Source organism: Scytonema hankhaensis NUACC26, from assembly GCF_045865695.1.
Classification (GTDB): Bacteria; Cyanobacteriota; Cyanobacteriia; order Cyanobacteriales; family Nostocaceae; genus Scytonema.
Window position 1 is genome coordinate 1 of the sequence record NZ_BAACAP010000104.1, and the last position, 21,063, is coordinate 21,063.

A 21,063-nucleotide genomic window follows, 5' to 3' on the forward strand; every position below is an offset into this window, starting at 1 on the left:
TGACCAGTGACCAGTGACCAGTGACCAAAAACTAACAACTAACAACTAACAACTAACTACTGTTTGCGATCGCTTCTATTGTAGATAAAGGCACATCCACAAAATACTGTTGCTGAAATTGTTCTTCTCGGACAGCGACTAAAAATTGGGCAATGGCTGTCTCTGCAAGGGTTGATTCAATGTTTGAGTGTTGAGTAAAAATTAGAGCGCGGTCTTGGCGCGTAATTCTAAAACCTAAGTATTTTAAACCTCTTAACCCTAAAAGTAATGCGTGGTCGCCTACACCAACTTTGTCTAATAACTGAATGCGCGTGACTGGGTAATGTGTACGGCTGAGGTATTTGGCAAGCCCTACTAAAGTTAACCAAATTTGTTCTGGTGGTTTGTGCTTGGGTTTGCTCCAAGCAAGTGCTAGTGGTTGTCCTTCGTAAAGGGAACGTTTTAACCAAGCCCGTAAATCGTCCCAACTCGTGGGACATTTTTCGATAAGGAGGGGAGAGGAAGGAGGGGGCGGCGGAGAAGGGGAGGTGTTACGCCAATCGAGTATACGTGCGCCTCGCTGACTAAAAGCAGATTCTTGTAAGGAACGTACTGCTACAATTCGGATTTCATAACGTTTTTTAAAGGTGTTGTAATCGAGTTCGACTATGCAGTCACACCTTCCCAGAGGTAATTCATCCTTATAATGTCCCCACCAGACTCCAGGAAAAGGGTTTTTTGTGGAATCATCCCGAATATCAAACTCGGCTTTGATGTACTGTACTTTTTTTCCTCGCGAATCTTGCTGATTGCGATGCCATGCGTTTTCAAACCAGCAGTTTTGAATTAAAAGTTTTGGTACGGGATTTCCCATTCCACAGGGTTCTAGCAGTTTCAGTTCTAAAAATAATTCTTTTCCCAAATCTGCTACTGTCACGGCTATGTCGGCTTGCAAGGTTGGTATGAGGTTTGTACCTGCCAAAGATCGTCGTAACTGTTGGTTGATTGCTTCTGTAAATAAAGGAATATTCTCTACTGGAAGGCTTAATCCTGCTGCATAGGGATGTCCTCCAAAGCGATGTAAAAGATGTGCTTGTTCTTTAACAAGTTGGTACAAATCGATTGAGTTAATCGAACGAGCAGATCCACGAGCAAGGGACTGGGGATTAGGGATTGGCGATTGGGAATTCTCATTACTCAGTTCCTTGTCCCCAATCTCCAGTCCCTCAGTGCTTAACAAAATAGTTGGTCGCCCTGTCTCCTGCGCGACTTGTCCTGCTACTAATCCTAAAACACCTACTGCCCATTGAGGATCTTCCAGTACAATAACACTAGTGGTTGATAAGTCCATTCTGGCAAGCTTTTGCTCTACTTGCTGGGTAACATCTTTTTGTAAAGATTTGCGACGGGCATTAGCTAGTTCTGTCATCTCCGCAAGTTCGCTGACTCTTTTCTGGTCTCGACTTGTCAGTAATTCCACGCAAAAACTTGTATCTCCTTGAATGCGACTGACAGCATTGATTCGGGGACCTAAGCCAAAGGAAATATCTGTGGGGCGATCGCCATTTTTTTGGCACAATTCTAATAAGCGTCCCACTCCGGGACGACGGCGCATTTCAGGTGTTTTCTTAAAATCTTCTTGCAGTCGCTGAATTCCCAATTGTGCTAAGTAGCGACAATCTCCACTCAATTGAACTAAATCGGCAATTAGCCCAACCGCTACTAAATCCAGTAAATCTTCTAGTGAAGACGTTTGTGGAACACTTGGCAAAGTTTGATAAAGAGCTTCTACCAACTTGTAAGCTACAGCTACGCCAGAAAGATTAAAGAGTGGGTGAGTGTTTGGTAAATATCGTGGGTTAATAATCGCTGTTACCGATGGACGTTCTGCTGGTAGAGTATGATGGTCGGTAACGATAATATCTATCCCTAACTGTTTTGCGTAAGTAATTTCTTCTATATTTGTACTACCAGTATCGCAAGTTACAATTAATGGAAAACTCTGTTTGGCGATGTTTTCAATCCCTTTACAGTTCAATCCATGGGATTCGGTAAGACGATTGGGAATGTAGTAAATTAACTGCTCGTTTTGAGTAAAAAATTGTCCCAACCCATCCCATAGGACAGCAGTGGAGGTAATACCATCGGCGTCAAAGTCACCCCAAATAGCAACTCGTTCCTTGTTTTCCCAAGCTTTTTGTAACCGTCGTACAGCCAAATCCATTTCTTGCCCAAACTCAAAAGGGCTTGCTGATTGATAAGCTTGAGGGCTGACAAAAGCAGCTAATGTTGCCTCATCTTGTATTCCTCTTTGCCACAACAATTGCGCTGCAAAGTTTCCCCATGATGCGGGCGCGTATTGTTTCACCGCCTGAACGAACCATTCAGGTGGTTGTTCGGTTTGTGCAAGAATCCATTGCTGTTGTGGTATTGGCATGACCTAAACAGGAGTTTGCTCCTCAGTCGTTTGAGCGTCAGCTACCAAAGTATTGAGGGCAATTTCACCAGCTACTCCATCAGTTTTGCGAGGACGCATGGCAGGACGAGAACGCTTATAACCCGCTCTTTCTGCTTTTTGGTGTTCGTAGTCAATCAGTCTGCCATAGTACTCGTGCCTGCTAAGATTCATAGATAGGAAAATATGCTGGCGGACATTACCAAAACCTTTGCGGGTGAAGAATTTTACGGCTGGAACATTGGCAGGATCTGTGTCCACTAACATGAATCGCGCCCCGTCTTCTATCATACGTGAAACAGCTTTATCAACTAGTTTATCTCCCACGCCACGACGCTGAAATTTGGGGCTAACTCCCAACCACAAAATGTATCCGTATGTCCAACTGGCTTTGGTAATAATAGTTCCCAAAATAAATCCTGCAAGATACCCATCAACTTCGGCAACTAGGCAGTATTCTGGATCGGTGTTGTAAAGTCCAATCACCTCCCATTCATCCCAACAACGATATAGATAAGGATATAAATCGCTGGTAAATAACTCTTCGCCCAAGTGGTAAACAGGGGCAATGTCGTCTATTCTTAATTCGCGGACATAAACCGCATCACTATCATCAAAATGCATAAAGTAATAAATTTAAAAGTTATCTGCAATTTATAAGCTCACTTCCTGAATGCTCTCTAGATTGAGTAAGGTTGTAGCTGCTAGCGCAGGAGTTGCGATAAGCTGGGGGGGGCTTGCGCTAAGAGCGAGCGCAGATGTTTGCTCGGATATAACTTGCGTTCGATTACACCGTATTGTGTATTGACAGTAGTTACAGGCTTTGCTGCCGTCAGGTTCTTGGGGAAATAATTCTCCTTGATAATAACGTTCTAACCAATATGTTAACCGATTTAGGAGTTGATTCAGCCGATTAGTCGTTTGTTGATGTTGAAAGGTGCTGTAAACAAACTTAACACTTTGTAATTGACCTTCAGATTGGACAAACCAGTAAGTCATAGAGATATTTTCTGGCAAATAATTGCTAGTTTCAGCTAAAACGTACATATAGAGCCGTGTTTGCCAGTTTTGTTCTAGTTTACTTTTATTGGGTGGTTTTGGATAAGTTTTCCAGTCATGAATTTGTGCTTGCTCTTTATCTGCAATCAATAAATCGTAAATAACCGCCAGTAAATAATTTTGAACTTGGAGTGTTCGGTAATGTTCGCTTTCACGAAAAGTTTGGGTTTGAGAGGAAGGCGTCAAAATTTCAGGTGCTGCATTAGCAAAAGCTGTCATCCAGCTTTGTAATTGAGCATCTTCTTTTAAGAGAGAATCAATAGGCAACCCCATTTCTCGCTGTTGCATGAGCAGGTGAAAGCGACTACCCAAAGTTTGCCGTTCCTCATGCTCTGGATTAGAAGGAGAATGAAGTTGTTCTAAGTAAGTGTGTTGAAATTGGCGGGGACAACGTTCGAGTAGGTTGAGTTGTCCTTGTGAAAGTCGTAATAGTTGAGCTTGAGTGGTCAGCATATGTATATTATCTACGGGAGCATCGCTGTCTAGTAGTAGGGTGGGCAATGCCCTACCTACTTAAAATTTTTCATAAATCATTTATGTGATTCCTATATATTATCTATGGCAGCATCGCTAGTCATCGGATGCTACAAAGCGTCCTAGCAGAATTATTTGACATCTCAATGTCGTTAGGAACAGTAAACAAACTCAGGCTCGAAGCAAGCAATGCAATTGCAAGTTGTGTAGATGAAGCCAAACACTACATTCAGCAATCAGATGTTGTTGGAGCAGATGAGACAAGCGCAATTACAAGGTAATATCGACGGTTGTAATCCCAAAGAGAATCAGGCTTGGCTTTGGGTTGCGGTTACACCCCTAGTGACATTTTTTCAGATAGCCCTGACTCGTTGTACCCAAGCTGCTCAAAACCTACTGTCGGAGAACTTTACAGGTATTTTAAATTCAGACAGATACGCATCTTACAACTGGGTTAACTTGGAACGTCGGCAGTTGTGTTGGGCGCACTTGAAACGCGAATTTACTAAAATCTCAGAACGGACTGGGGTATCCAAAGAATTAGGGACGGCGCTAGTTAAGCAACAAGAGAAATTATTCGAGCTATGGCACCCTTGTTAGGGATGGTACTTTGGCTCGAAGTGACTTTGTTGAATTAGCCTCTGATATTCGATGCAATATCAAAGAACTATTGCTGGAAGGGGCTGATTACCAAATTACATCTATTGAAAAAACCCCTCTGGCATGCGTCAGTTCGCACTTGCCGACAACTACTCAAGGTCGAAAGAGCAATGTGGCTTTTTGTCACCACCCTTGGTGCTGGAGCCAACCAATAATGCAGTAGAAAGAGCTATTCGTCCAGCAGTCCGAAAAGCGACGTACTAGTTTTGGTTCTCAAACAACAGCTGCAACGCACTTTTGTGGCGCGAATGTTGACTGTGGTGACGACTCTCAAATCTCAGCGACGTAATGTCTTGGAGTTTATGACACAAGCGGTTGAGTCGTGCACGCCTTGGCAAAGAAGCTCCTTCTTTGCTTCCAGATCTGATCAATGAGTAATATCAAGTCCGGTGAAAGACTTATCATCAGGACGGCAGCTTTGCTGGGGGCAAGGGGCTCTGAGAAAGAGGATTTCAGACTTTTGCACATATTGCCTTTTTTATAACTGGAGCAAAAATCTGGCAATGTAATTGTAACTCCCTTGGTGAGCATCAGCAGTCCTGGGTTCTGGGGTGTTAACTATATAGGGCTTGCTCTTCGTCTACGATCGCCCGGTCAATTTCCCCAAATCTACATCCCTTCCTCTTCGTTTGCGATCGCCTGGTCAATTTCCCCAAATCTACATCCCTTCCTCTTCGTTTGCGATCGCCTGGTCAATTTCCCCAAATCTACGTCCCTTCCTCAAGGTCTAATATCTCTGCCCAGAGCTATTAATGAGGCAATGGGCATATTCCTGAGCACTCCCCCCTGAACGGTTACTTTTTAGACGGAGTAGATGTAAATAACCATGACTTTAACCGACCTGGATTTCAGTATTTCCGTTACGAATATCCCACGCAAGTTCTAACAGGTGAGTCCAGCGTTTTTGTAGTTGTTTGGTTGTACATTTAACAGCTTTAGCGATGGCTCGATCGGTTTGCTTTTCAGCTTTTAGCGCTAGTATTTGGCGTTGCTGTTCGGTCAGTTGACTTAAAAATATATCCCACTGTTGAGAGGATAAACCAAACTTTTGCTCCAATCCAGCACCCAACTATTGGTGTACCAATTGCCAGTGGTGTTGTTTGGCAAATTTTTCCACATGATATTTAAAACGCTGTTGTAAATAATCCCTCTGACGACTGGTAAGACCGAGAATTCGATCGATTTCTGGGGCGGAAAAATCTTGCAATTTTAATGTTAGGTAATCTACACAGTCAGATTGTCCTTGCGATTCTAAATAATCTACCAGTTCCGATATGACGCGATCGCGTTCGGATTCTTCAGCCGGAGCGAAGTTTGGTTGTGCAATTATTTGAGAAGGCACTTGTTGAACTACCGAATTGCGTTGGTATGATTCTGAATTATTAGTTTCGCCAGACTCTGCTATTTCTCCTTGCTCAAAGCTGCTTAAATATACTGGTGATATATCTTTGTTGTAGCATATTTGATGTAATTCTGGTCTAATTTTTATAACCTCCAGATAAGAAGCAATCGCCTCTTCGTGACTGCCTAATTGAGCGAGTGCTTGCCCTCGGTAATACCAAGCTTCAGCATAATCAGGTTTAAATTTAATAGCTTTGTCGTAGCTAGTTATTGCTTCTTCGTACAAGTCTAATCCATATAGCGCATTACCACGAGCGTACCAGGCTTTGTAGTAATTAGGTTTGATTTCTACCGCTTTATCTAAGTAAACAATCGCTTCTTCGTAACTACCTAAATTTTTTCGCACCACCCCGTAACCATACCAAGCCTTATAGTCATTAGGGTTCATTTCTAAAATTTTGTCATAATCCTTATAAGTATAAGTTTGCTGATTTTGATTAGATACATCAGACACATCTGTATTAACTAAGAAAGAGGCAAATGCTTGCCCAACAATTTCTGACATTAAATCCACGTCATAATCTGAGAAAAACACGAGCTGAGTGTACAGTTCTTGTGGCAAGTAAAACGTCAGATTAGATCTATTGACTGATTGTAAGTTGTCAGAAAGAACTTCAGTCTTGCCAGACTCAACCAACCTTTCAATATCAGCTGTTGTTTCTTGAGGTAAACGGCGAGCAAAACCTTGAGCACGCAGTATGACAAGCTGTTGGTTTGCACCACCAGGTAAGTTAATGTGGCGCTTGGCATACTGTTCGGTAAACGCCATGTATTCTACCAGCTCTAGTTGAGTGCGAGGCGTGTAGTCTTCAGCTAATTCGTTTTCCCGGCGGAAAGCCTTAATAGCTTCCAAGTAAAATGCTTGCAAGAAGTCTTCAATTAGGTTGTAAAGGGCATCAAACCCTAAATCGGAGTTAGGTGTAGCAACGTGACGATAAACTATAGCACCCAGTTGACTGTGTAATTCCTGACGACCTTTTTTTGAACCTAATTGGTAGTAGTGCAAGCATTTTTGTAACCGATGTCTAGCTAAAGTGATTAACCAAGACGTAACTTGTCCGGACGTTTTAATACGAGAACTCTTATCACAAATACATTCTACCTCTCGGGCTATGCGCTTTGCTACGGCTTCCATGCACTCAAGTGATGTTTTCACCTCAGCTTGCATTTCCTGGCATAACATTTGCACTAAGGCATCAGTATCGATTCCTAAAGCATCAGTATTAATAACTTGCTCGTTCATTTCTGAGGAGTGGAGTGCTGAAATATTTTTTAATGAGTTATTTTTCATCTGCCACCTCTCGATGAGCTAAGTAGAAAGCAACTGCTTGTGCAGCAACTGCTGATATTGGATTCAAATTAGCTGTAGCTAGATATTCTAACTGCTGATACAACTTTGTTTCTATATCTATTGTAACAGGAACCTTTTCTTCACCAAATTCAAACACTCCGGAACGCCAATCATAAAAATCTGGAGCCCGATGAATAAAATACTTGAGACCAAACTGACGTAGTAAAAAAACAAAGCTGGCAAGTCATCCTATCAGACATCAAAATCTCTCGACCTACCTCGACTAAAATGTCGCCATCTCCACGCACTTCCCGACAATCGACATATGTAGGATCTCCAGCAGGTAAAGGTCGAAATGGGTCAAAAGCATTGTAAGTGCGCTTTAATAGTTGAAAATTGGGAATCATATATAAAAATTTCTATATTAACGCTAATTTAACCAAGATTTTAAGCTATTTTCTAAAAAATTCAAAATCTTGATTTTTGTTGTGGGGAAATTCAATCCCTATATTTGGTAGTTGGCAATTTCTCCCAGTTTCCCCCCAATACCGAATGTCTACCTTATGACACTCTCCCGCTCCCTCGCTCTGCACAGGCATTAAATGCTCATTCTGTCTTAGTAGGATTACGGAAATGTGAAATTCCTGGAGCGCACCCAAAAGCATACGCCGGAGTCACAGATCCCCTCTCTAAAATAGGCGATTGATATATTAGTAACACTGTTTGCAATAAAAACTGCTGAAAAAGCATAGGATATTTTTGATTTTGGTGCAAAAGAAATGTCTTAACCACAAGGGTTAGAGTAATACTCCCTTTCTACTAAGAGATTACCGCTCTAAGAAACCTCACCAGGTGCAGAGGATACAGAGATAAGAGTTAGAGAGATAATAGTAATTTTAGAGCATATAGAGAGTAAAATGACGCCAAAAAGATAATTATTACGAAGTGTTGACTGTGCAAGAGGTTTAATGTCAAAATTGTAATCCTCCTTGTAATCGAGCGTCAAATCCTTTTTCTCCCATACCGATTTGAGCCTCTAAATATCTATTGTTATTGATAAAATTTTGTTTTATAATAATGCCATAGTTAAGGTTGGAAGCTCGACTGTCAAGACCAAGATTAATTTCGCTAAAATTTTTGAGATAAGCTCCGATAGATATGTCTTGAGCAACTTTTTGTACGGCATTTAAGTCAAAAAAAAGTTCTTTGCCTAGTTCTAGTGTTGTCTTACATTCTAAGCCAGTTTTTAGACTAAATTGTGTGGTGAGAAATTTTGTCCATTCATTGCGATCGCGACTTTCAATAAAAGCAATACCTGGAGTCAGTGAGAATCCAAAGTTCTGATTTTGATAGGAGTAGGAATAACTGAGGGTAGCGGAAAAGGGATTGTTTATATTACTGGCACTATTCCAATTTACATTTAAGAATGAAGCGGAAGTTTTAATTGCTTTTGGTTTATTGTTAGTATCTCTTTGCACATCTATCTTCTGAAAGTTCAGTAAAATATTACTGTATATTCCTAAAGCAACTTCTTGCAAACCCATGTTGTTATGAAATAAACTAGGAGCAGTGTTGGAATTAGTATTAAACCAAAAACCTGTCGTAGTGCTATAGTTAAAAAGACCGGAAGAACCACTATACACAACTTCCAGTGCTGGTAAATATAAATAGCCATTAAAACTTCTGAAGCGAAAATTTTGACGATCGGTTTTGGTTAGTTCAATGCGATCGAAAGCTAAATCTGATGATTTAATACCAATGGGAACTGTCTCAGTATCGGCTAAATTAAATTGTTGGATAAAACTTTTTCCGTTGGGATGTTGTAAAATAATCTCGGCAGATGCAGATTCGTTTATTGGAGTCACAGTAGTTTTCACTGAAGGAAGCTGCGTACCGATAAAAGTTAGTAGACCAAAATTTTCATTGGAAAGTCTCAGTTTAGAAAAAAAAGTATTTCCTTCTATGACTGGACTACTATCCTTATTTAAAAACTGCAATCCCCGTCTGTACAGCCCTGTTCTCACTTGAACAATGTTGGAATTAACGGGTGTAATTTTGCTTTTAAAAGTCATGGTTCCAGAAACCTGCTTTAAACCACTGACCAAATTAGCATAAGATAATGTGCGATCGAGCCTGTAATTGATTTGCCTTCTTTGAAGAGCAGTTGCTTTCGTTGTCAAGCTGGCAAACTTCTCTCTATTGTTATAGTATGATTTAGCATCTTCAAGATGAGTCTTAAGATTATTAACATCAATATTTTCAAAAATTAAACCAAGCGCCATTCCTATAGTAGAATTGACGCTTTGAGTTTCATCAATCTTGCCATCTTCTAAATTAAGTGTGAGTGATATACCAGAATTCGCGAAAATATTAGTATAAGAAGCACTCACATTCACAGGGTGGTACTCGATTGTAGTACTATTGCGAACGCGACTAAAATACACTCTGTGCCAATCTTTCTCAACTTGACGTTGTATACTAACATTAAAATTGGGTTTTCTTTGACCATAGGACACCCAAAATAACGAATTGAGATAGTGTAAATCTCTTTCGATATCTGTTTGCAAGGGATTGACTAAGGTGTTTAATAAATCTGTATTATCAAACTTTCCTAACTGTGCGACTTTAATCCCTGGTAGAGAAGTTATTGGTGCTGTAAATTGAGATGGTTTTCCTGCGAGCGGATCTCCCCAGAAAATTCCTGTAGCTTCTAAAACCTGTTTGGGAATAATCTCTCGTTCTGCCAATCTCACGTTACCATTATTGAGCAGAGGTTTTAAATCAACAGTAGGAAAGCCTTGCAAAATTCGGGGAGAATTAGAAACATTTAAGGATTGAAATAAAGAACCACCGCCATTTGAACTGTAAGTCGAACCAATACCAAGATTGGGAACAGTATTTTTCAAAATCGTTACATTAGAATTTCTGGAATCAATTCCACTGTGAATCATCACCTTATCGGCTGGAATTCCTGGTGGATTTGTTATTTGTCCTCCAGTAGCCATGATGGAAAAGTTCTGATTTTCAACATTCCCGGTTAGATTCTCAAAATTACTGGGAATGAACGAAACTGCTTGAAACCCTCCGAATGCTTGTTCTAGCGTGATGCTTTGCGTTATTTCGGTGTCAGTCGATCTGCCTTGATAAAGAATTCCGCCCTGCCATCCTTGAGTCTCAAAAACAATTCTATTACCAGGAAGTACCCAGTAGAATTGGTCTTCTTTAGGAAAAAAAGCAAATGTAAATTTCTGAATAATGGGATTTTCTTTAGCAAAATTTATATCAAAATCAAAATAGCTATTATCTGTATTAGGTTGGAAGACGTGAGGAGAAAAGGTTAAATTATCAGTTGGATTAACAAGCCAAGGATATTTACTAGCACTGACTGTTAAAGCGTCTAGAAGAATCTTCTGTTGATTTTGGTTTTGATTATTTTCCTTTTGTTCTTTAGGGTTTGGTTCTAACTGAGGAAGGGGAGTAGATTGAATTTTATCAATGGTCTCTAGATGACTTGAAGATGTATGTGCTTGGGCAGTTTTAAAGCAATTTATGGTATTTTTGTCAAGAGCTTTTACTAATTTTATTGTGTAAAAATCATAAGTTATTGAAGAAATCAAAAATATCAGTATATTTTTGATTAAGATTAAATTTTTCATTTAATTAAACATAAGAAAAAGAATTTGAGTAGTTTCATAGAAAATATGTCTACTCAAATTTTGTAGAAGTCAGACTATGGAAATCCTCAATCATTACGGAAAAATTTTCAGATCTGTAGGTTGGGTTGAGCGACAGCGAAACCCAACAAATATATGATTGTGTTGGGTTTCGTTCCTCAACCCAACCTACGTTCGTTTTTGTTTTCACTATTGTGTTGGGTTTCGTTCCTCAACCCAACCTACGCAACTTTTTTATTCAAGACCGCTTAAACCATTCACCCCAGCCCCCGATTTAATAATTGCTGATTGAGCAGCAATATCATTGGCTGTTGTAGCAGCTTTTAAAGCTGCGGCTGCTTCTTGGAGAAAGGGGTTAGCACTGACTGAATTAGTGACTGCAGTGACTGCACCGGGATCGATCAGTAAATTACTAATGCTTTCGTCATTTCCGCCTGCGGTTTTTCCTGTTGTGACTGTCGGTTTCACATTCATAGGTCCCTGAAAATAAAACCCAGCAGGTAAACTGATTTCTCCACTGATACTTTGTGAACCGCCAGAAGGTCTCACTAACACAAAACTTCCACTTGCACTAGCAGTCTGTGCAGATACGGGTGCCGCTAAAAGTGTTGTTATTCCTAGTAAACCTAGGAAAGAAAAACTAGCCTTGAGTGTAAAGGCTTTTGATTTCACGATTAAGTTCATTATGGTGTGCTTCCTGATATTTATGTTGCGATTAACTCAAAACTAGAACTAATTTTCAAATAATTTTCGTTATTTTTCTGTTTAAAGCAGATAAAATCACTGACTATTTATTTGTTCTCTTATTTCTTATATTTCTTTTTCAGAATTTTGTAAATTCGTAGTTCTACAGAGTCAGTTTTTGAATTTTCCTTAAAATAAGAAAGGTACAAGTATTTATATCAAAAGCTCACGATCGAAAGAATCTTGCCTTCACCTGTGAAATTCCTGTTGTCAGGGGGCATCCTAATTTGGCGCATTGCCCTCAGAATAGAATTCTGGGGCTATACAAACGAAGTCCGCCTATGCACTCCGTGCACGCTTCGCGTTCCTCGACTTAACATAAAGTCCACGTAGGTGGACTTTGTTTGTATAGACGCGATTTTAATCGCCCAATGTTTTTTCCTTAGATCCCCAACTTCTTCAAGAAGTCGGAGTTCCGGGCAGATCTGAGCATGCACTCCCTAAATCCGAAAACCTTGTAAACCTCAACTTATGCATCAAGCCAAAGTCTTTATTACTCGTCGCCTTCCCACCGATTTAGCTCAACTGCGAGAAGTTGCGACTATCGAAGTTTGGGAAGAACGCCAACCGCCTCCTTATGAAGTTTTACTAGAAAAGGTGAAAACAATTGATGGCTTGCTTTGCTTGTTGACTGACCGAATTGACAAACAACTGATAGAAGCCGCAACTTGTCTTAAGGTAATTAGCCAAATGGCAGTTGGGTACGATAACATTGATATCCCAACTGCAACTGCAAAAAAGATTCCGGTTGGTCATACTCCTGGTGTTCTGACAGATGCAACTGCTGATTTTACGTGGGCATTATTGATGGCAGCAGCACGGCGAGTGGTGGAGGCTGATAGGTTTACTCGTGCTGGTTTGTGGCAGACGTGGGAACCGGACTTGTTGCTAGGACCGAATATTACAGGTGCTACCTTAGGGATTGTTGGCTTAGGGCGTATCGGTCAGGCAGTTGCCCGTCGTGCCAAGGGGTTTGAAATGCGGGTTTTGTATACTAGCAAACAGCGATGTCAGGCAGAACTAGAGAAATCTTTGGGTGTGGAGTTTGTGAGTTTTGAAGGTTTGCTGCAAGAATCGGACTTTGTAACGATTCATACTCCTTTGTCTGATGATACCTATCATTTCTTTAGTTATCGGCAGTTTGAAATGATGAAGCACTCTGCTATTCTCATTAACACCGCACGAGGAGGAGTTATAAACCAAGATGCCCTGTATCAAGCACTTTTACAGGGTCAAATTGCAGGTGCTGCTATAGATGTTACCGACCCAGAACCAATTCCAACTGATAGCTTGTTACTCACGCTTGATAATCTGATTATTGCTCCTCACATTGGTAGTGCTAGTCAGCAAACACGGGAAAAAATGGCAAATATGGCGATCGCAAACCTAATTGCTGGATTGAAAGGTGAGCGATTGCCTTATTGTGTTAATCACCCAAGTTGATTAGAGTGGAGTATTCGTTAACTTCCAAGCCGCGCTTCCTCCAAATCAAGTTCGCGCTCAATTCTGTGCAACACTTCGTCGTTGATGATACCCTGATTACGCAGTTTAATGGTAGTTCTCCGCTCGGTAGCAAGCACTTCGTGCTGTAGCCTCCGGAAAGCGGCTAATTGCTCGTAGCTTCCTTCATCCAAAGCTTCACAGCAAGCACTTAAACGTTGAATACGGTCTTTGTACTGAGTTTGTAACCATGCAACCATCTGGGCTTGTGCAAGCACACCATCTTGAGCAGAGAGTTCCTCAATACGTGCCATCGCAGCTTGGGCTGCTGTACGTCGAGCTTCCATCTCCTCCCTCTCGCTACCAGCATCATCTACAATCTTCAGCCAGCGAATCAGTATTGGCAGGGTGAGTCCTTGTAGCACGAGTGTAACCAAGATGACGCAGAAGGTGAGGAAGATAATCAAGTCGCGCCCGGGAAAAGGAGTGCCATTGCTTGTTGTGAGGGGTAATGCTAAAGCTGCAGCAAGTGAAACAACGCCACGCATACCAGTCCAGCCGAGGAGTAAGAGTGTCTGCCAAGGAGGGGTCGGGTCTGTTTCGCGTAGTTTGCGGTTGAGCATCCTTGGAATATGAGCAGAGGGGAATATCCAGAGTAAACGTACACCAATGACAACCGCACTGACAAGGACGGCGTACCAAATCAGAGTAGCTGTCGAATATTCAGAAATCTCTTTGAGAACGCTTGGTAGCTGAAGACCAATAAGAATAAAAATGAGACCATTTAAGAGAAAGACAATGATATCCCAGACCGCAATAGTCTGGATACGAGTTGTGGGTGAAAGCACTTCGGAACTGTGCCAACGGTGATAGATACCATTTGCAACGACTGCCAGTACCCCCGATACACCAAGATGTTCGGCTAATAAATAGGCAACAAAGCCCATCAATATTGTGCTAGTGATCTCTACCAAAGAATCATCCATAACTTTGTGTATCCACACAATGAGCCATCCAGTTGCCAATCCGATAAGCACTCCACCTATCCCCATAATAAAGAATCGCAGACTAGCGTCCCCAAGTGAGAACATACTGGTAGCGACAGCAGCTACAGCAAAGCGGTACGCAACCAACCCCGTGGCATCATTAACTAGACTTTCACCTTCCAGGATAGTTATAATGCGTCGAGGAACACTAAGTCGCTGGGTGATAGCGGTAGCAGCGACTGCATCAGGTGGTGAAACAATAGCTCCTAGCAAAAAACCCACAGCCCATGTAAATCCGTCGATAGCTATATGCGCCACTACAGCAACAGCAGTCGTGGTGACCAGTACAAGACCAATAGCAAGCAGTAAAATAGGTCTGAGATTTGCTCGGAAGTCGCGCCAAGAGGTGTACCAAGCTGCAGAGGTAAGTAGTGGCGGTAAAAAGAGCACAAAGACGAATTCAGGGTTTAGTTCAACTTTGGGAAGACCAGGTACGAAGCTAAGGACAAGCCCACCGATGACAAGTAGAATCGGGTAGGGTACCGCAAGCCTTTGGGCAACGACTGCAAGGGCGGCGACAACCAAAAGGAGTCCGAGAATAACCTCGATTTCATGCATAGTATATAAACACGTATTGGTTGGACATAATAGTTTGACTTGTGGAGGTTGAGAAGAGCTTGCAAGCGCTCTTTAATGTTGAAGATAATGAATTTTTTTGAAATACTGGTAATTATCCTAGCAATGAACATTACCTCTTATCAAATAGAGCAGAGAATTAGGATATTTCGGCAAATTACTGTAATCTCGTAATATACTACGTATTAACTTGGCTGACTCTTATAAAGTAAAGTAGGAAGTCGAAGAGTGTCAGGAGCAGCCATGTACGTGTTAATTGGTGGAGCAGGCTTAGTGGGACTGAGTTTGGCTCAAAAATTGGTAGAACTAGGGCATACTGTTGCCGTCATTGATATTGACCCTACTGCTTGCCACTATGCCCGCGAACAAGTGGGAGCGATGGCTTTTGAAGGAAGTGCTGTTAGTACAGAAGTATTATTAGAGGCGGGAATTCGTAAAGCTGATACTCTGGCTGCTGTTCTTCGGGATGATGCTTTGAATTTAGCGATGGTAACTCTTGCTAAGTACTACGGTGTTCCTCATATTCTGTCTCGGATGCGCCATCCCGATTTTACCGAACCGCTGCGTTTAGCTGGAGCTAATCATATCATCAGTACTGTAGATCTAGCAGTTTCAACAATGGTGAATGCTATTGAGTATCCGCAGGTCGAATCAATGATGCATTTTGAGCAGGGTCAGATTGAGGTTCTAAAACTTGCCATCCCAAACAGTTGCTATGTTGTTGGTCGTAGCGTTGCTGAAATTGCTCGGGATTCCCGCTTTCCCACTGGTTCTCTCATTATTGGCTATCAACCTCATCCCCATGAGGATTTGATGATTCCTAACGGGAGTACAGTACTAGACCCTAATTCAACTGTGTTGATTGTGACTAAACCAGGGTCATTACATGAAGTTATTGATTTTATTGAAGGTTGTAAATGATTAATTCTAATGAAGCTATATCCACTTTTTTATTTAGTAATTGTTGCGATCGTACTGACAGCTTGTACATCACCAGAGATTTCACAACAAATAAAAGCTGATATAAATGTGGCAAATGAATCTCAAAAGGTGGTAACTTTAGATGGAAATTTCAGGGCAGCGATCGGTCAAACTATTTATGTTCCCATCTACTCTCACATCTATCATGGGGATGGAAAAAGGGTTTTCAATTTAGCTGCTACTCTCAGCATTCGTAATACTGATTTGACCAACCCTATCATCATGACTTCTGTACGCTACTATGACTCAAATGGTAAATTAGTTAAACAGTATCTAAAACAACCGATTCAACTTGCTGCTCTTGCTTCTACTGATGTTGTTGTAGATAGAACTGACACGAGTGGAGGTGTAGGGGCTAACTTTATTGTGGAGTGGGTAGCTCAAACAAAAGTTTCTGAGCCTATAGTTGAAGCAGTTATGATTGGTACTGACTTTCAACAAGGAATTTCCTGGAGCAGCCCTGGCAAAGTTATTAAAAGTCAAAATAATGACAAGCGATCGTCTTCTGTACGAGGTTCTTGACAAGAGAAACGGATGGAAAGTAAGATTTAAGCCGTTTATTCGGAATTATCCCAATTTTCCGTGTCACTAATCATCATCTAATTTCAGTAATTGCTCGTTAATCTTTTGTATCCGCCCTTGGACAATTTCTTGTGAGAGAATTTGCTTGCGTATTGCCTCGTTTAGTGATGCTTTCTCTGCTAGCAATAAACGACGACGAATAGCATCAAGTTTTCGGCGATCGCCTGTGTTTTCGTCAAACTCATCCGGGCGGCGATTGTAGAATTCCCGCAGTGTCCTTTCTGCCCCTGCTACACGCACCTGATATGTTGAACGCATCTCCTCATAGACAGACTTTGGCAACACTCCTGACTTCAACAGGTTGTCTAATTCATCCTGCGCTGCCTTAGCCGTAATTAATTGAGCTTGCAATTCTTCAACCTGCTGCTGAGCCTCTGAAAACTTAGATAATTTTAAGCGTTTTACCAGCCACGGCAAGCTTAAACCCTGACCCACTAATGACACCAGCACGCTGCCAAAGACTAAAGTGATGAAACCTTCTCGTCCTGGCAGTGTAGTGGGTAAGCTTAACGCCAGAGCCATTGAGAGCGAACCTTTGATGTTACCTAGAAATAGTACATGTTGCCAGCGTAGCGGAATGGGACGGTCAAACCAACGAATCCCTGCTAGCAGTGGGTAGACCGTAAGAACTCGCCCAATTTGATATGCCAAAACTGCAAGTAGAACTGCAGGTAAAGCCTTCCAGAGCATTACTGGGTTTATTTCTATACCAATCAGCAAAAAAATAAAGGTGTTGGCACTAAAACTGGCATATTCCCAGAAACTTAATAGGGTAATGCGACTAGAAGCGGAAGTATTGCCAGAAAGCCCAAAATTCCCAAAGATCAATCCGGCAACAACTACAGCCACAGCACCTGATACACCTAGAAATTGACCTACCTGAAAAGTTCCTAATGCAACTGCCACAGTTAGTAAAAGACTGCTAAGGGGATCGTCTAAACGAGCAAAGATAGGTATGCTCAAGTAGCCCAAGACTAACCCCACTCCGCAGCCTCCTAAAGCGATAAATAGCAGCTGTTGGATTCCTTGTAGTAACGTGAGCGAACCCGTCGAATAGATTTGTACAATTAGGTTGAATGAAACTAGAGCAGCGGCATCATTGAATAAAGTTTCTCCTTCAACAATGGTGGAAAGTCGTGAGGGTACTGGAATTTCCTTAAAGACAGCAATCATTGAAACCGTATCCGTGTTTGCCAGAATGACTCCTACAAATAGAGCCGGTATCCAAGCTAGCCCCAGACCAAATTTCAACAGGACGGCAATAATAGCACTGGATAACACAGCCCCTGGACCAGCCAGGAGGGCAATTGGTTTAAATGTACTTCGTAGGCGACTAATATCTGTATTGATGCCAGCATCAAATAATAGAATTGGCAGAAAAAGATTCAAAACCAGGGTTGGATCTAAACCAATACGACGAGAGAATAGCTCGGTGATCGGCAAACCAACCAACACTAACCCTGTGACGTAAGGAACACGAAGCTGTCGCGTTAACAAGGCAACGCCGGTAGCTAAAAGCAGCAAAATAATTGAAACAGTGACTAAGGAAGCTACATCCACTTTGGTTATACAAATTTGTCTTGACTTCTTTGATAAACGTTGCCAGAAAGGTTATACAAATGTCAAAAAATTTTCTTTATGTTTCTCCAAATGTTGGGGACAGATGATCCTTGAAGTGTTCGCGATCGCAATTTGGGCTGCTAAGACAACGGCATAGTGGTCTGGATAGCGTTGTGATAAAACTAAAAAATCGCGCCTATAACTCTACTTATATCCTATCTAATACCATGTGAACAAAAAATGCGACAGATAATTGACCCAAATTAAGTTTAGACATGACTTTCTCAATCTAAAATCTAAAATCTAAAATCCAAAATGGTATAAGCTTGAGGATTGTCTGTGAATTGCAAAACACGAGAAAAAATGAATCCCTTGCCCGTATAAGAGAGCAAGGGAAGAATCTACAGGTAGCAAAGATGAACTAATCTACTACCACTGATATCGAATCCGGTCGTAAATCTTCACGTATTCTTCTGCTGGGTGGTTCCAAGAGTAGTCATACTTCATTCCTTGGAGGGCAAGTTTGCGGAATTCCTCTGGCTCGTTGTACCACAACTTCAGAGCGCGATCCATTGCCGACTCAATAGCATTATAATCAGATTGGTAGAACACGTAACCGTTCCGTTCTTCTGGAGGTTTGTTTTCATCGTAATCTCGGTCAAACACTGTGTTGACGAGTCCACCCACTCCTCTAACTATCGGTACAGTACCGTACTTCAAACCAATCATCTGAGTTAGCCCACAGGGTTCATAATTACTGGGAACAACAATCATATCTGCCCCTGCATAAATTAAGTGAGATAATTCTTCATTGAAGCCAAGTTCCAGATGAATATCGGGGTTGTCGTTTAAGAACCGTTTTTCGTGCTGGAAGTGAGCATTGATTTTTGATTCTGTTGCCGAACCTAATAGCACAAATTGTGCTCCGTTGTGAATGGCGTGGTACATTGCGTGATGGACAAGATGCACGCCTTTTTGGTCATCCAAACGACCAATGTAAGCAATGAGTGGTTTATCGACATCCTGTAGCAGCAACCGTTCTCGTAAAGCTTTTTTGTTCTTCGCTTTCTCTTCAAAATTATCTTGACTAAAGTGATGGGGTATGTAACGGTCTGTTTCAGGATTCCAGAAATCGCAATCAATGCCGTTCAAAACTCCAGTAAATTTATCTTGGTGTAGGTGTAAGGTGTGTCCCAATCCGTAACCAATGCTAGTGTAACGAGCTTCCCAGGCATGGTGGGGTGAAACTGTCGTGACTGCATTGGAGTAAATAATCCCCCCTTTCATCAAGTTGATGGCAAAGGGGTTGAAGTTGTCTTGCAGGCGATCGCCTTGGAAGTAGTGTTCTGGTCGGTTTAAACCCGTCGCTTGTAGAATTTCACCACCGCCAAAGCCTTGATGCTTAAAATTATGGATGGTGTAGCAAACCCGCTGAGTACCCATTCCGTGATACTGGTAAATCTCGTAGAGCATTACTGGAACTAAACCCGTTTGCCAGTCATGACAATGGATGACATCAGGTCGCTTGTTGCTGTGTTGCAAAAATTGCAAAGCGGCTTTGCTGAAGAACGCAAATCGCATATTGTCATCATCGCAACCGTAATAGCAGCCTCGATTAAAGAAATTATCTTGTGAGTGAGGTTCAATAAAGAAACACACTCGCCCGTGTACCCACCCACAGTAGACCGAACAGTGAATCGCCGCACCATACCAGGGTACCCACAGGTTCATGTAAGCGTCATGCAACCCCCAAATGTGGTCGTAGCGCATACAGTCGTACTTCGGGAGGATAATTTCGACGCAATGCCCCCGGTTTTCCAATTCTCTGCTGAGTCCATAAACGACATCGCCTAAGCCTCCAGCTTTAATAACAGGAGCGCATTCTGAGGCAAGGTGAACGATGTACATGTCTATCCTCGCTTAATAAAATTTTACCTTATATTATGTTCTCCATAATTACAGAAAAGATGTATCTCTTGGTAAGTAAGTTACCTATTCATGAGGAACAAAATTACCGAGTGACTGGATAAGTGCCATCTATCCGTGAAAATATCCTTCCTTATATTTAGAATACGTGCAAGAATACGTCTTAAGCTATATTGACAGAGTATGTTAATATTTTTAAAACCAAAAATCTAGATGTTATGGGTATGGAGAGTAAGCTCAAGGAACTCATTGGGTTGTCTAATGTTTGGCTTTTTGTCAAGAGCAGTAACGGCTGGTTGAAGAATGTAGAAATCATGGATGTCAGCAACGATACTGTAACATTTCGTTATGAGCATGAATCGGATACAGAAAAGAGACTGTGGGAGAAAACCACTCGAATTGACAATATTGCAGAAATAGAAGTTCGTTTGTTAACACTGCCAAAGAGCGATCGGCAAGTGCAAGAAATCAAGAACAAGCTTGCCAAGCTGCTAGAGCAGGAAGAGAAATAAAATATCCAATCGGTTTCATACTTTATAGATCCCCGACTTCTTTAAGGATGCAGCTGGGGAACGATAGGTCAGATCCCCTACCTCGTCCACCTCGTCCACCTCGTTCCCAGGCTCCGCCTGGGAATGCCTGATTGGGAGGCTCCGCCTCCAGTGTGCTTTTAATTTATCCATACACTAACACCTGTCCAAGATGTGTTTTGCAAGGAAATTTTTATTTTCATCAAGCCAACAAACCTTCTTCAAAGAACCATTGGTGGAACAACAAGGCTGTGTTTGAACATTTAGCTCACCAAGCGCATATGTTAGCTTACCTTTACCCACTCATACACCTAAACCTGAATTATTTGGTTTGTTGCCATATGTAACAGTTGGTAAAGCTTTTGCTGATTTACCAGAAGCAGAGTTCAACCGTTAAAGAAATTGGTTCAAGTATTCAATGGTTTTCAATTTCCCGTCTCACCCAATTGCGAAAAGCGCGAGTTGTTGACATTTCCCCATTTGTTCTGCTTTCTCGAATAAAGTGAGGAATCTCTTTCACTGGTATAGGCGCAAAAGTTGGACTCATCTGTACTTCTGAGTATTTTCCAGAGGTAAGTACGTAGAATCGAAGTACAGTTCCGTTATATCCCCCATTCCGCACCCTAACTGTCAGAGCCGAATAAAATAGTACAAAAAAACTAATAAAAGAGTCAACAAAAATCAA

The 21,063-nt window shown here is 41.6% G+C and carries 15 protein-coding genes and 4 pseudogenes; 5 read left to right on the forward strand and 14 right to left on the reverse strand.

Translation table 11 applies throughout. The features are described from left to right. Window positions 1-52: 52 nt before the first annotated feature. Genes ACKTT2_RS04620 through ACKTT2_RS04630 form a run of 3 tightly spaced genes read right to left on the reverse strand, consistent with a single transcriptional unit; the run spans window position 53 to window position 3,946 of the window. Window positions 53-2,416 (reverse strand): single-stranded-DNA-specific exonuclease RecJ, encoded by a 2,364-nt coding sequence (locus tag ACKTT2_RS04620; protein WP_407884458.1) that lies wholly within the window; start codon window positions 2,414-2,416, stop codon window positions 53-55. Between the two features lie 3 nt (window positions 2,417-2,419). After that, on the reverse strand, window positions 2,420-3,058 hold the full coding sequence (locus ACKTT2_RS04625; RefSeq protein WP_407884460.1) for a GNAT family N-acetyltransferase: 639 nt from the start codon (window positions 3,056-3,058) through the stop codon (window positions 2,420-2,422). Window positions 3,059-3,088: 30 nt separating this feature from the next. Beyond that, window positions 3,089-3,946 carry a PD-(D/E)XK nuclease family protein gene (locus ACKTT2_RS04630; protein ID WP_407884487.1) on the reverse strand — a complete coding sequence of 286 codons (858 nt, stop codon included), beginning with the start codon at window positions 3,944-3,946 and terminating at the stop codon, window positions 3,089-3,091. A gap of 231 nt (window positions 3,947-4,177) precedes the next feature. On the opposite strand from ACKTT2_RS04630, the gene ACKTT2_RS04635 reads away from it, so the two are divergent. Continuing rightward, window positions 4,178-4,567, forward strand: coding sequence for an IS66 family transposase (locus ACKTT2_RS04635; RefSeq protein WP_407884462.1), 390 nt, complete (start codon window positions 4,178-4,180; stop codon window positions 4,565-4,567). An 892-nt stretch (window positions 4,568-5,459) separates the two neighbouring features. On the opposite strand, the pseudogene ACKTT2_RS04640 reads toward ACKTT2_RS04635, so the two are convergent. From ACKTT2_RS04640 to ACKTT2_RS04670, 7 genes and pseudogenes are all read right to left on the reverse strand, one after another. Next, a pseudogene (locus ACKTT2_RS04640) lies at window positions 5,460-6,026 on the reverse strand (hypothetical protein); the annotation flags it as partial. An 84-nt stretch (window positions 6,027-6,110) separates the two neighbouring features. Further along, window positions 6,111-6,533 (reverse strand): annotated as a pseudogene (locus ACKTT2_RS04645) (tetratricopeptide repeat protein); the annotation flags it as partial. 108 nt (window positions 6,534-6,641) lie between these two features. Beyond that, window positions 6,642-7,271, reverse strand: a pseudogene (locus ACKTT2_RS04650) (hypothetical protein); the annotation flags it as partial. A gap of 37 nt (window positions 7,272-7,308) precedes the next feature. After that, window positions 7,309-7,476, reverse strand: coding sequence for a hypothetical protein (locus tag ACKTT2_RS04655; RefSeq protein WP_407884465.1), 168 nt, complete (start codon window positions 7,474-7,476; stop codon window positions 7,309-7,311). Window positions 7,477-7,489: 13 nt separating this feature from the next. Beyond that, the gene (locus ACKTT2_RS04660; protein ID WP_407884467.1) at window positions 7,490-7,726 is read right to left on the reverse strand and encodes a hypothetical protein; all 237 of its coding nucleotides are present in this window, start codon (window positions 7,724-7,726) and stop codon (window positions 7,490-7,492) included. A gap of 564 nt (window positions 7,727-8,290) precedes the next feature. After that, window positions 8,291-10,936, reverse strand: a complete 2,646-nt coding sequence (locus ACKTT2_RS04665) for a hypothetical protein (RefSeq protein ID WP_407884469.1) — start codon at window positions 10,934-10,936, stop codon at window positions 8,291-8,293. Window positions 10,937-11,227: 291 nt separating this feature from the next. Then, window positions 11,228-11,677, reverse strand: a complete 450-nt coding sequence (locus ACKTT2_RS04670; protein ID WP_407884471.1) for a hypothetical protein — start codon at window positions 11,675-11,677, stop codon at window positions 11,228-11,230. A gap of 531 nt (window positions 11,678-12,208) precedes the next feature. Here ACKTT2_RS04670 and ACKTT2_RS04675 point away from each other — a divergent pair. Beyond that, window positions 12,209-13,180, forward strand: coding sequence for a 2-hydroxyacid dehydrogenase (locus tag ACKTT2_RS04675; protein WP_407884473.1), 972 nt, complete (start codon window positions 12,209-12,211; stop codon window positions 13,178-13,180). A 17-nt stretch (window positions 13,181-13,197) separates the two neighbouring features. Here the strand turns inward: ACKTT2_RS04675 and ACKTT2_RS04680 are convergent, their stop codons facing one another. Next, window positions 13,198-14,781 (reverse strand): Na+/H+ antiporter, encoded by a 1,584-nt coding sequence (locus ACKTT2_RS04680; RefSeq protein WP_407884475.1) that lies wholly within the window; start codon window positions 14,779-14,781, stop codon window positions 13,198-13,200. A gap of 261 nt (window positions 14,782-15,042) precedes the next feature. Here ACKTT2_RS04680 and ACKTT2_RS04685 point away from each other — a divergent pair, with 261 nt between their 5' ends. Together ACKTT2_RS04685 and ACKTT2_RS04690 are read left to right on the forward strand one after the other, a co-directional pair. Continuing rightward, the gene (locus tag ACKTT2_RS04685; RefSeq protein WP_407884477.1) at window positions 15,043-15,720 is read left to right on the forward strand and encodes a potassium channel family protein; all 678 of its coding nucleotides are present in this window, start codon (window positions 15,043-15,045) and stop codon (window positions 15,718-15,720) included. Window positions 15,721-15,729: 9 nt separating this feature from the next. Beyond that, window positions 15,730-16,302 carry a DUF3124 domain-containing protein gene (locus ACKTT2_RS04690; protein WP_407884479.1) on the forward strand — a complete coding sequence of 191 codons (573 nt, stop codon included), beginning with the start codon at window positions 15,730-15,732 and terminating at the stop codon, window positions 16,300-16,302. 66 nt (window positions 16,303-16,368) lie between these two features. Here ACKTT2_RS04690 and ACKTT2_RS04695 read toward each other — a convergent pair whose 3' ends face one another. Next, the gene (locus tag ACKTT2_RS04695) at window positions 16,369-17,922 is read right to left on the reverse strand and encodes a cation:proton antiporter (RefSeq protein WP_407884481.1); all 1,554 of its coding nucleotides are present in this window, start codon (window positions 17,920-17,922) and stop codon (window positions 16,369-16,371) included. A 429-nt stretch (window positions 17,923-18,351) separates the two neighbouring features. Further along, window positions 18,352-19,830, reverse strand: a complete 1,479-nt coding sequence (gene glgA, locus ACKTT2_RS04700; protein WP_407884483.1) for a glycogen synthase GlgA — start codon at window positions 19,828-19,830, stop codon at window positions 18,352-18,354. Between the two features lie 191 nt (window positions 19,831-20,021). On the opposite strand from glgA, the gene ACKTT2_RS04705 reads away from it, so the two are divergent. Continuing rightward, a complete protein-coding gene (locus ACKTT2_RS04705; protein WP_407884485.1) occupies window positions 20,022-20,360 on the forward strand; it encodes a DUF6679 family protein in 339 nt (112 codons plus the stop codon). Window positions 20,361-20,793: 433 nt separating this feature from the next. Here the strand turns inward: ACKTT2_RS04705 and ACKTT2_RS04710 are convergent. Further along, a pseudogene (locus ACKTT2_RS04710) lies at window positions 20,794-21,063 on the reverse strand (hypothetical protein); the annotation flags it as partial.

Coding starts and splice junctions, on each gene's coding strand:
- ACKTT2_RS04620 (WP_407884458.1), bottom strand. CDS start 2,416: ATGCCAATACCACAACAGCAATGGATTCTTGCACAAACCGAACAACCA.
- ACKTT2_RS04625 (WP_407884460.1), bottom strand. CDS start 3,058: ATGCATTTTGATGATAGTGATGCGGTTTATGTCCGCGAATTAAGAATA.
- ACKTT2_RS04630 (WP_407884487.1), bottom strand. CDS start 3,946: ATGCTGACCACTCAAGCTCAACTATTACGACTTTCACAAGGACAACTC.
- ACKTT2_RS04635 (WP_407884462.1), top strand. CDS start 4,178: ATGAAGCCAAACACTACATTCAGCAATCAGATGTTGTTGGAGCAGATG.
- ACKTT2_RS04660 (WP_407884467.1), bottom strand. CDS start 7,726: ATGATTCCCAATTTTCAACTATTAAAGCGCACTTACAATGCTTTTGAC.
- ACKTT2_RS04670 (WP_407884471.1), bottom strand. CDS start 11,677: ATGAACTTAATCGTGAAATCAAAAGCCTTTACACTCAAGGCTAGTTTT.
- ACKTT2_RS04675 (WP_407884473.1), top strand. CDS start 12,209: ATGCATCAAGCCAAAGTCTTTATTACTCGTCGCCTTCCCACCGATTTA.
- ACKTT2_RS04680 (WP_407884475.1), bottom strand. CDS start 14,781: ATGCATGAAATCGAGGTTATTCTCGGACTCCTTTTGGTTGTCGCCGCC.
- ACKTT2_RS04685 (WP_407884477.1), top strand. CDS start 15,043: ATGTACGTGTTAATTGGTGGAGCAGGCTTAGTGGGACTGAGTTTGGCT.
- ACKTT2_RS04690 (WP_407884479.1), top strand. CDS start 15,730: ATGAAGCTATATCCACTTTTTTATTTAGTAATTGTTGCGATCGTACTG.
- glgA (WP_407884483.1), bottom strand. CDS start 19,830: ATGTACATCGTTCACCTTGCCTCAGAATGCGCTCCTGTTATTAAAGCT.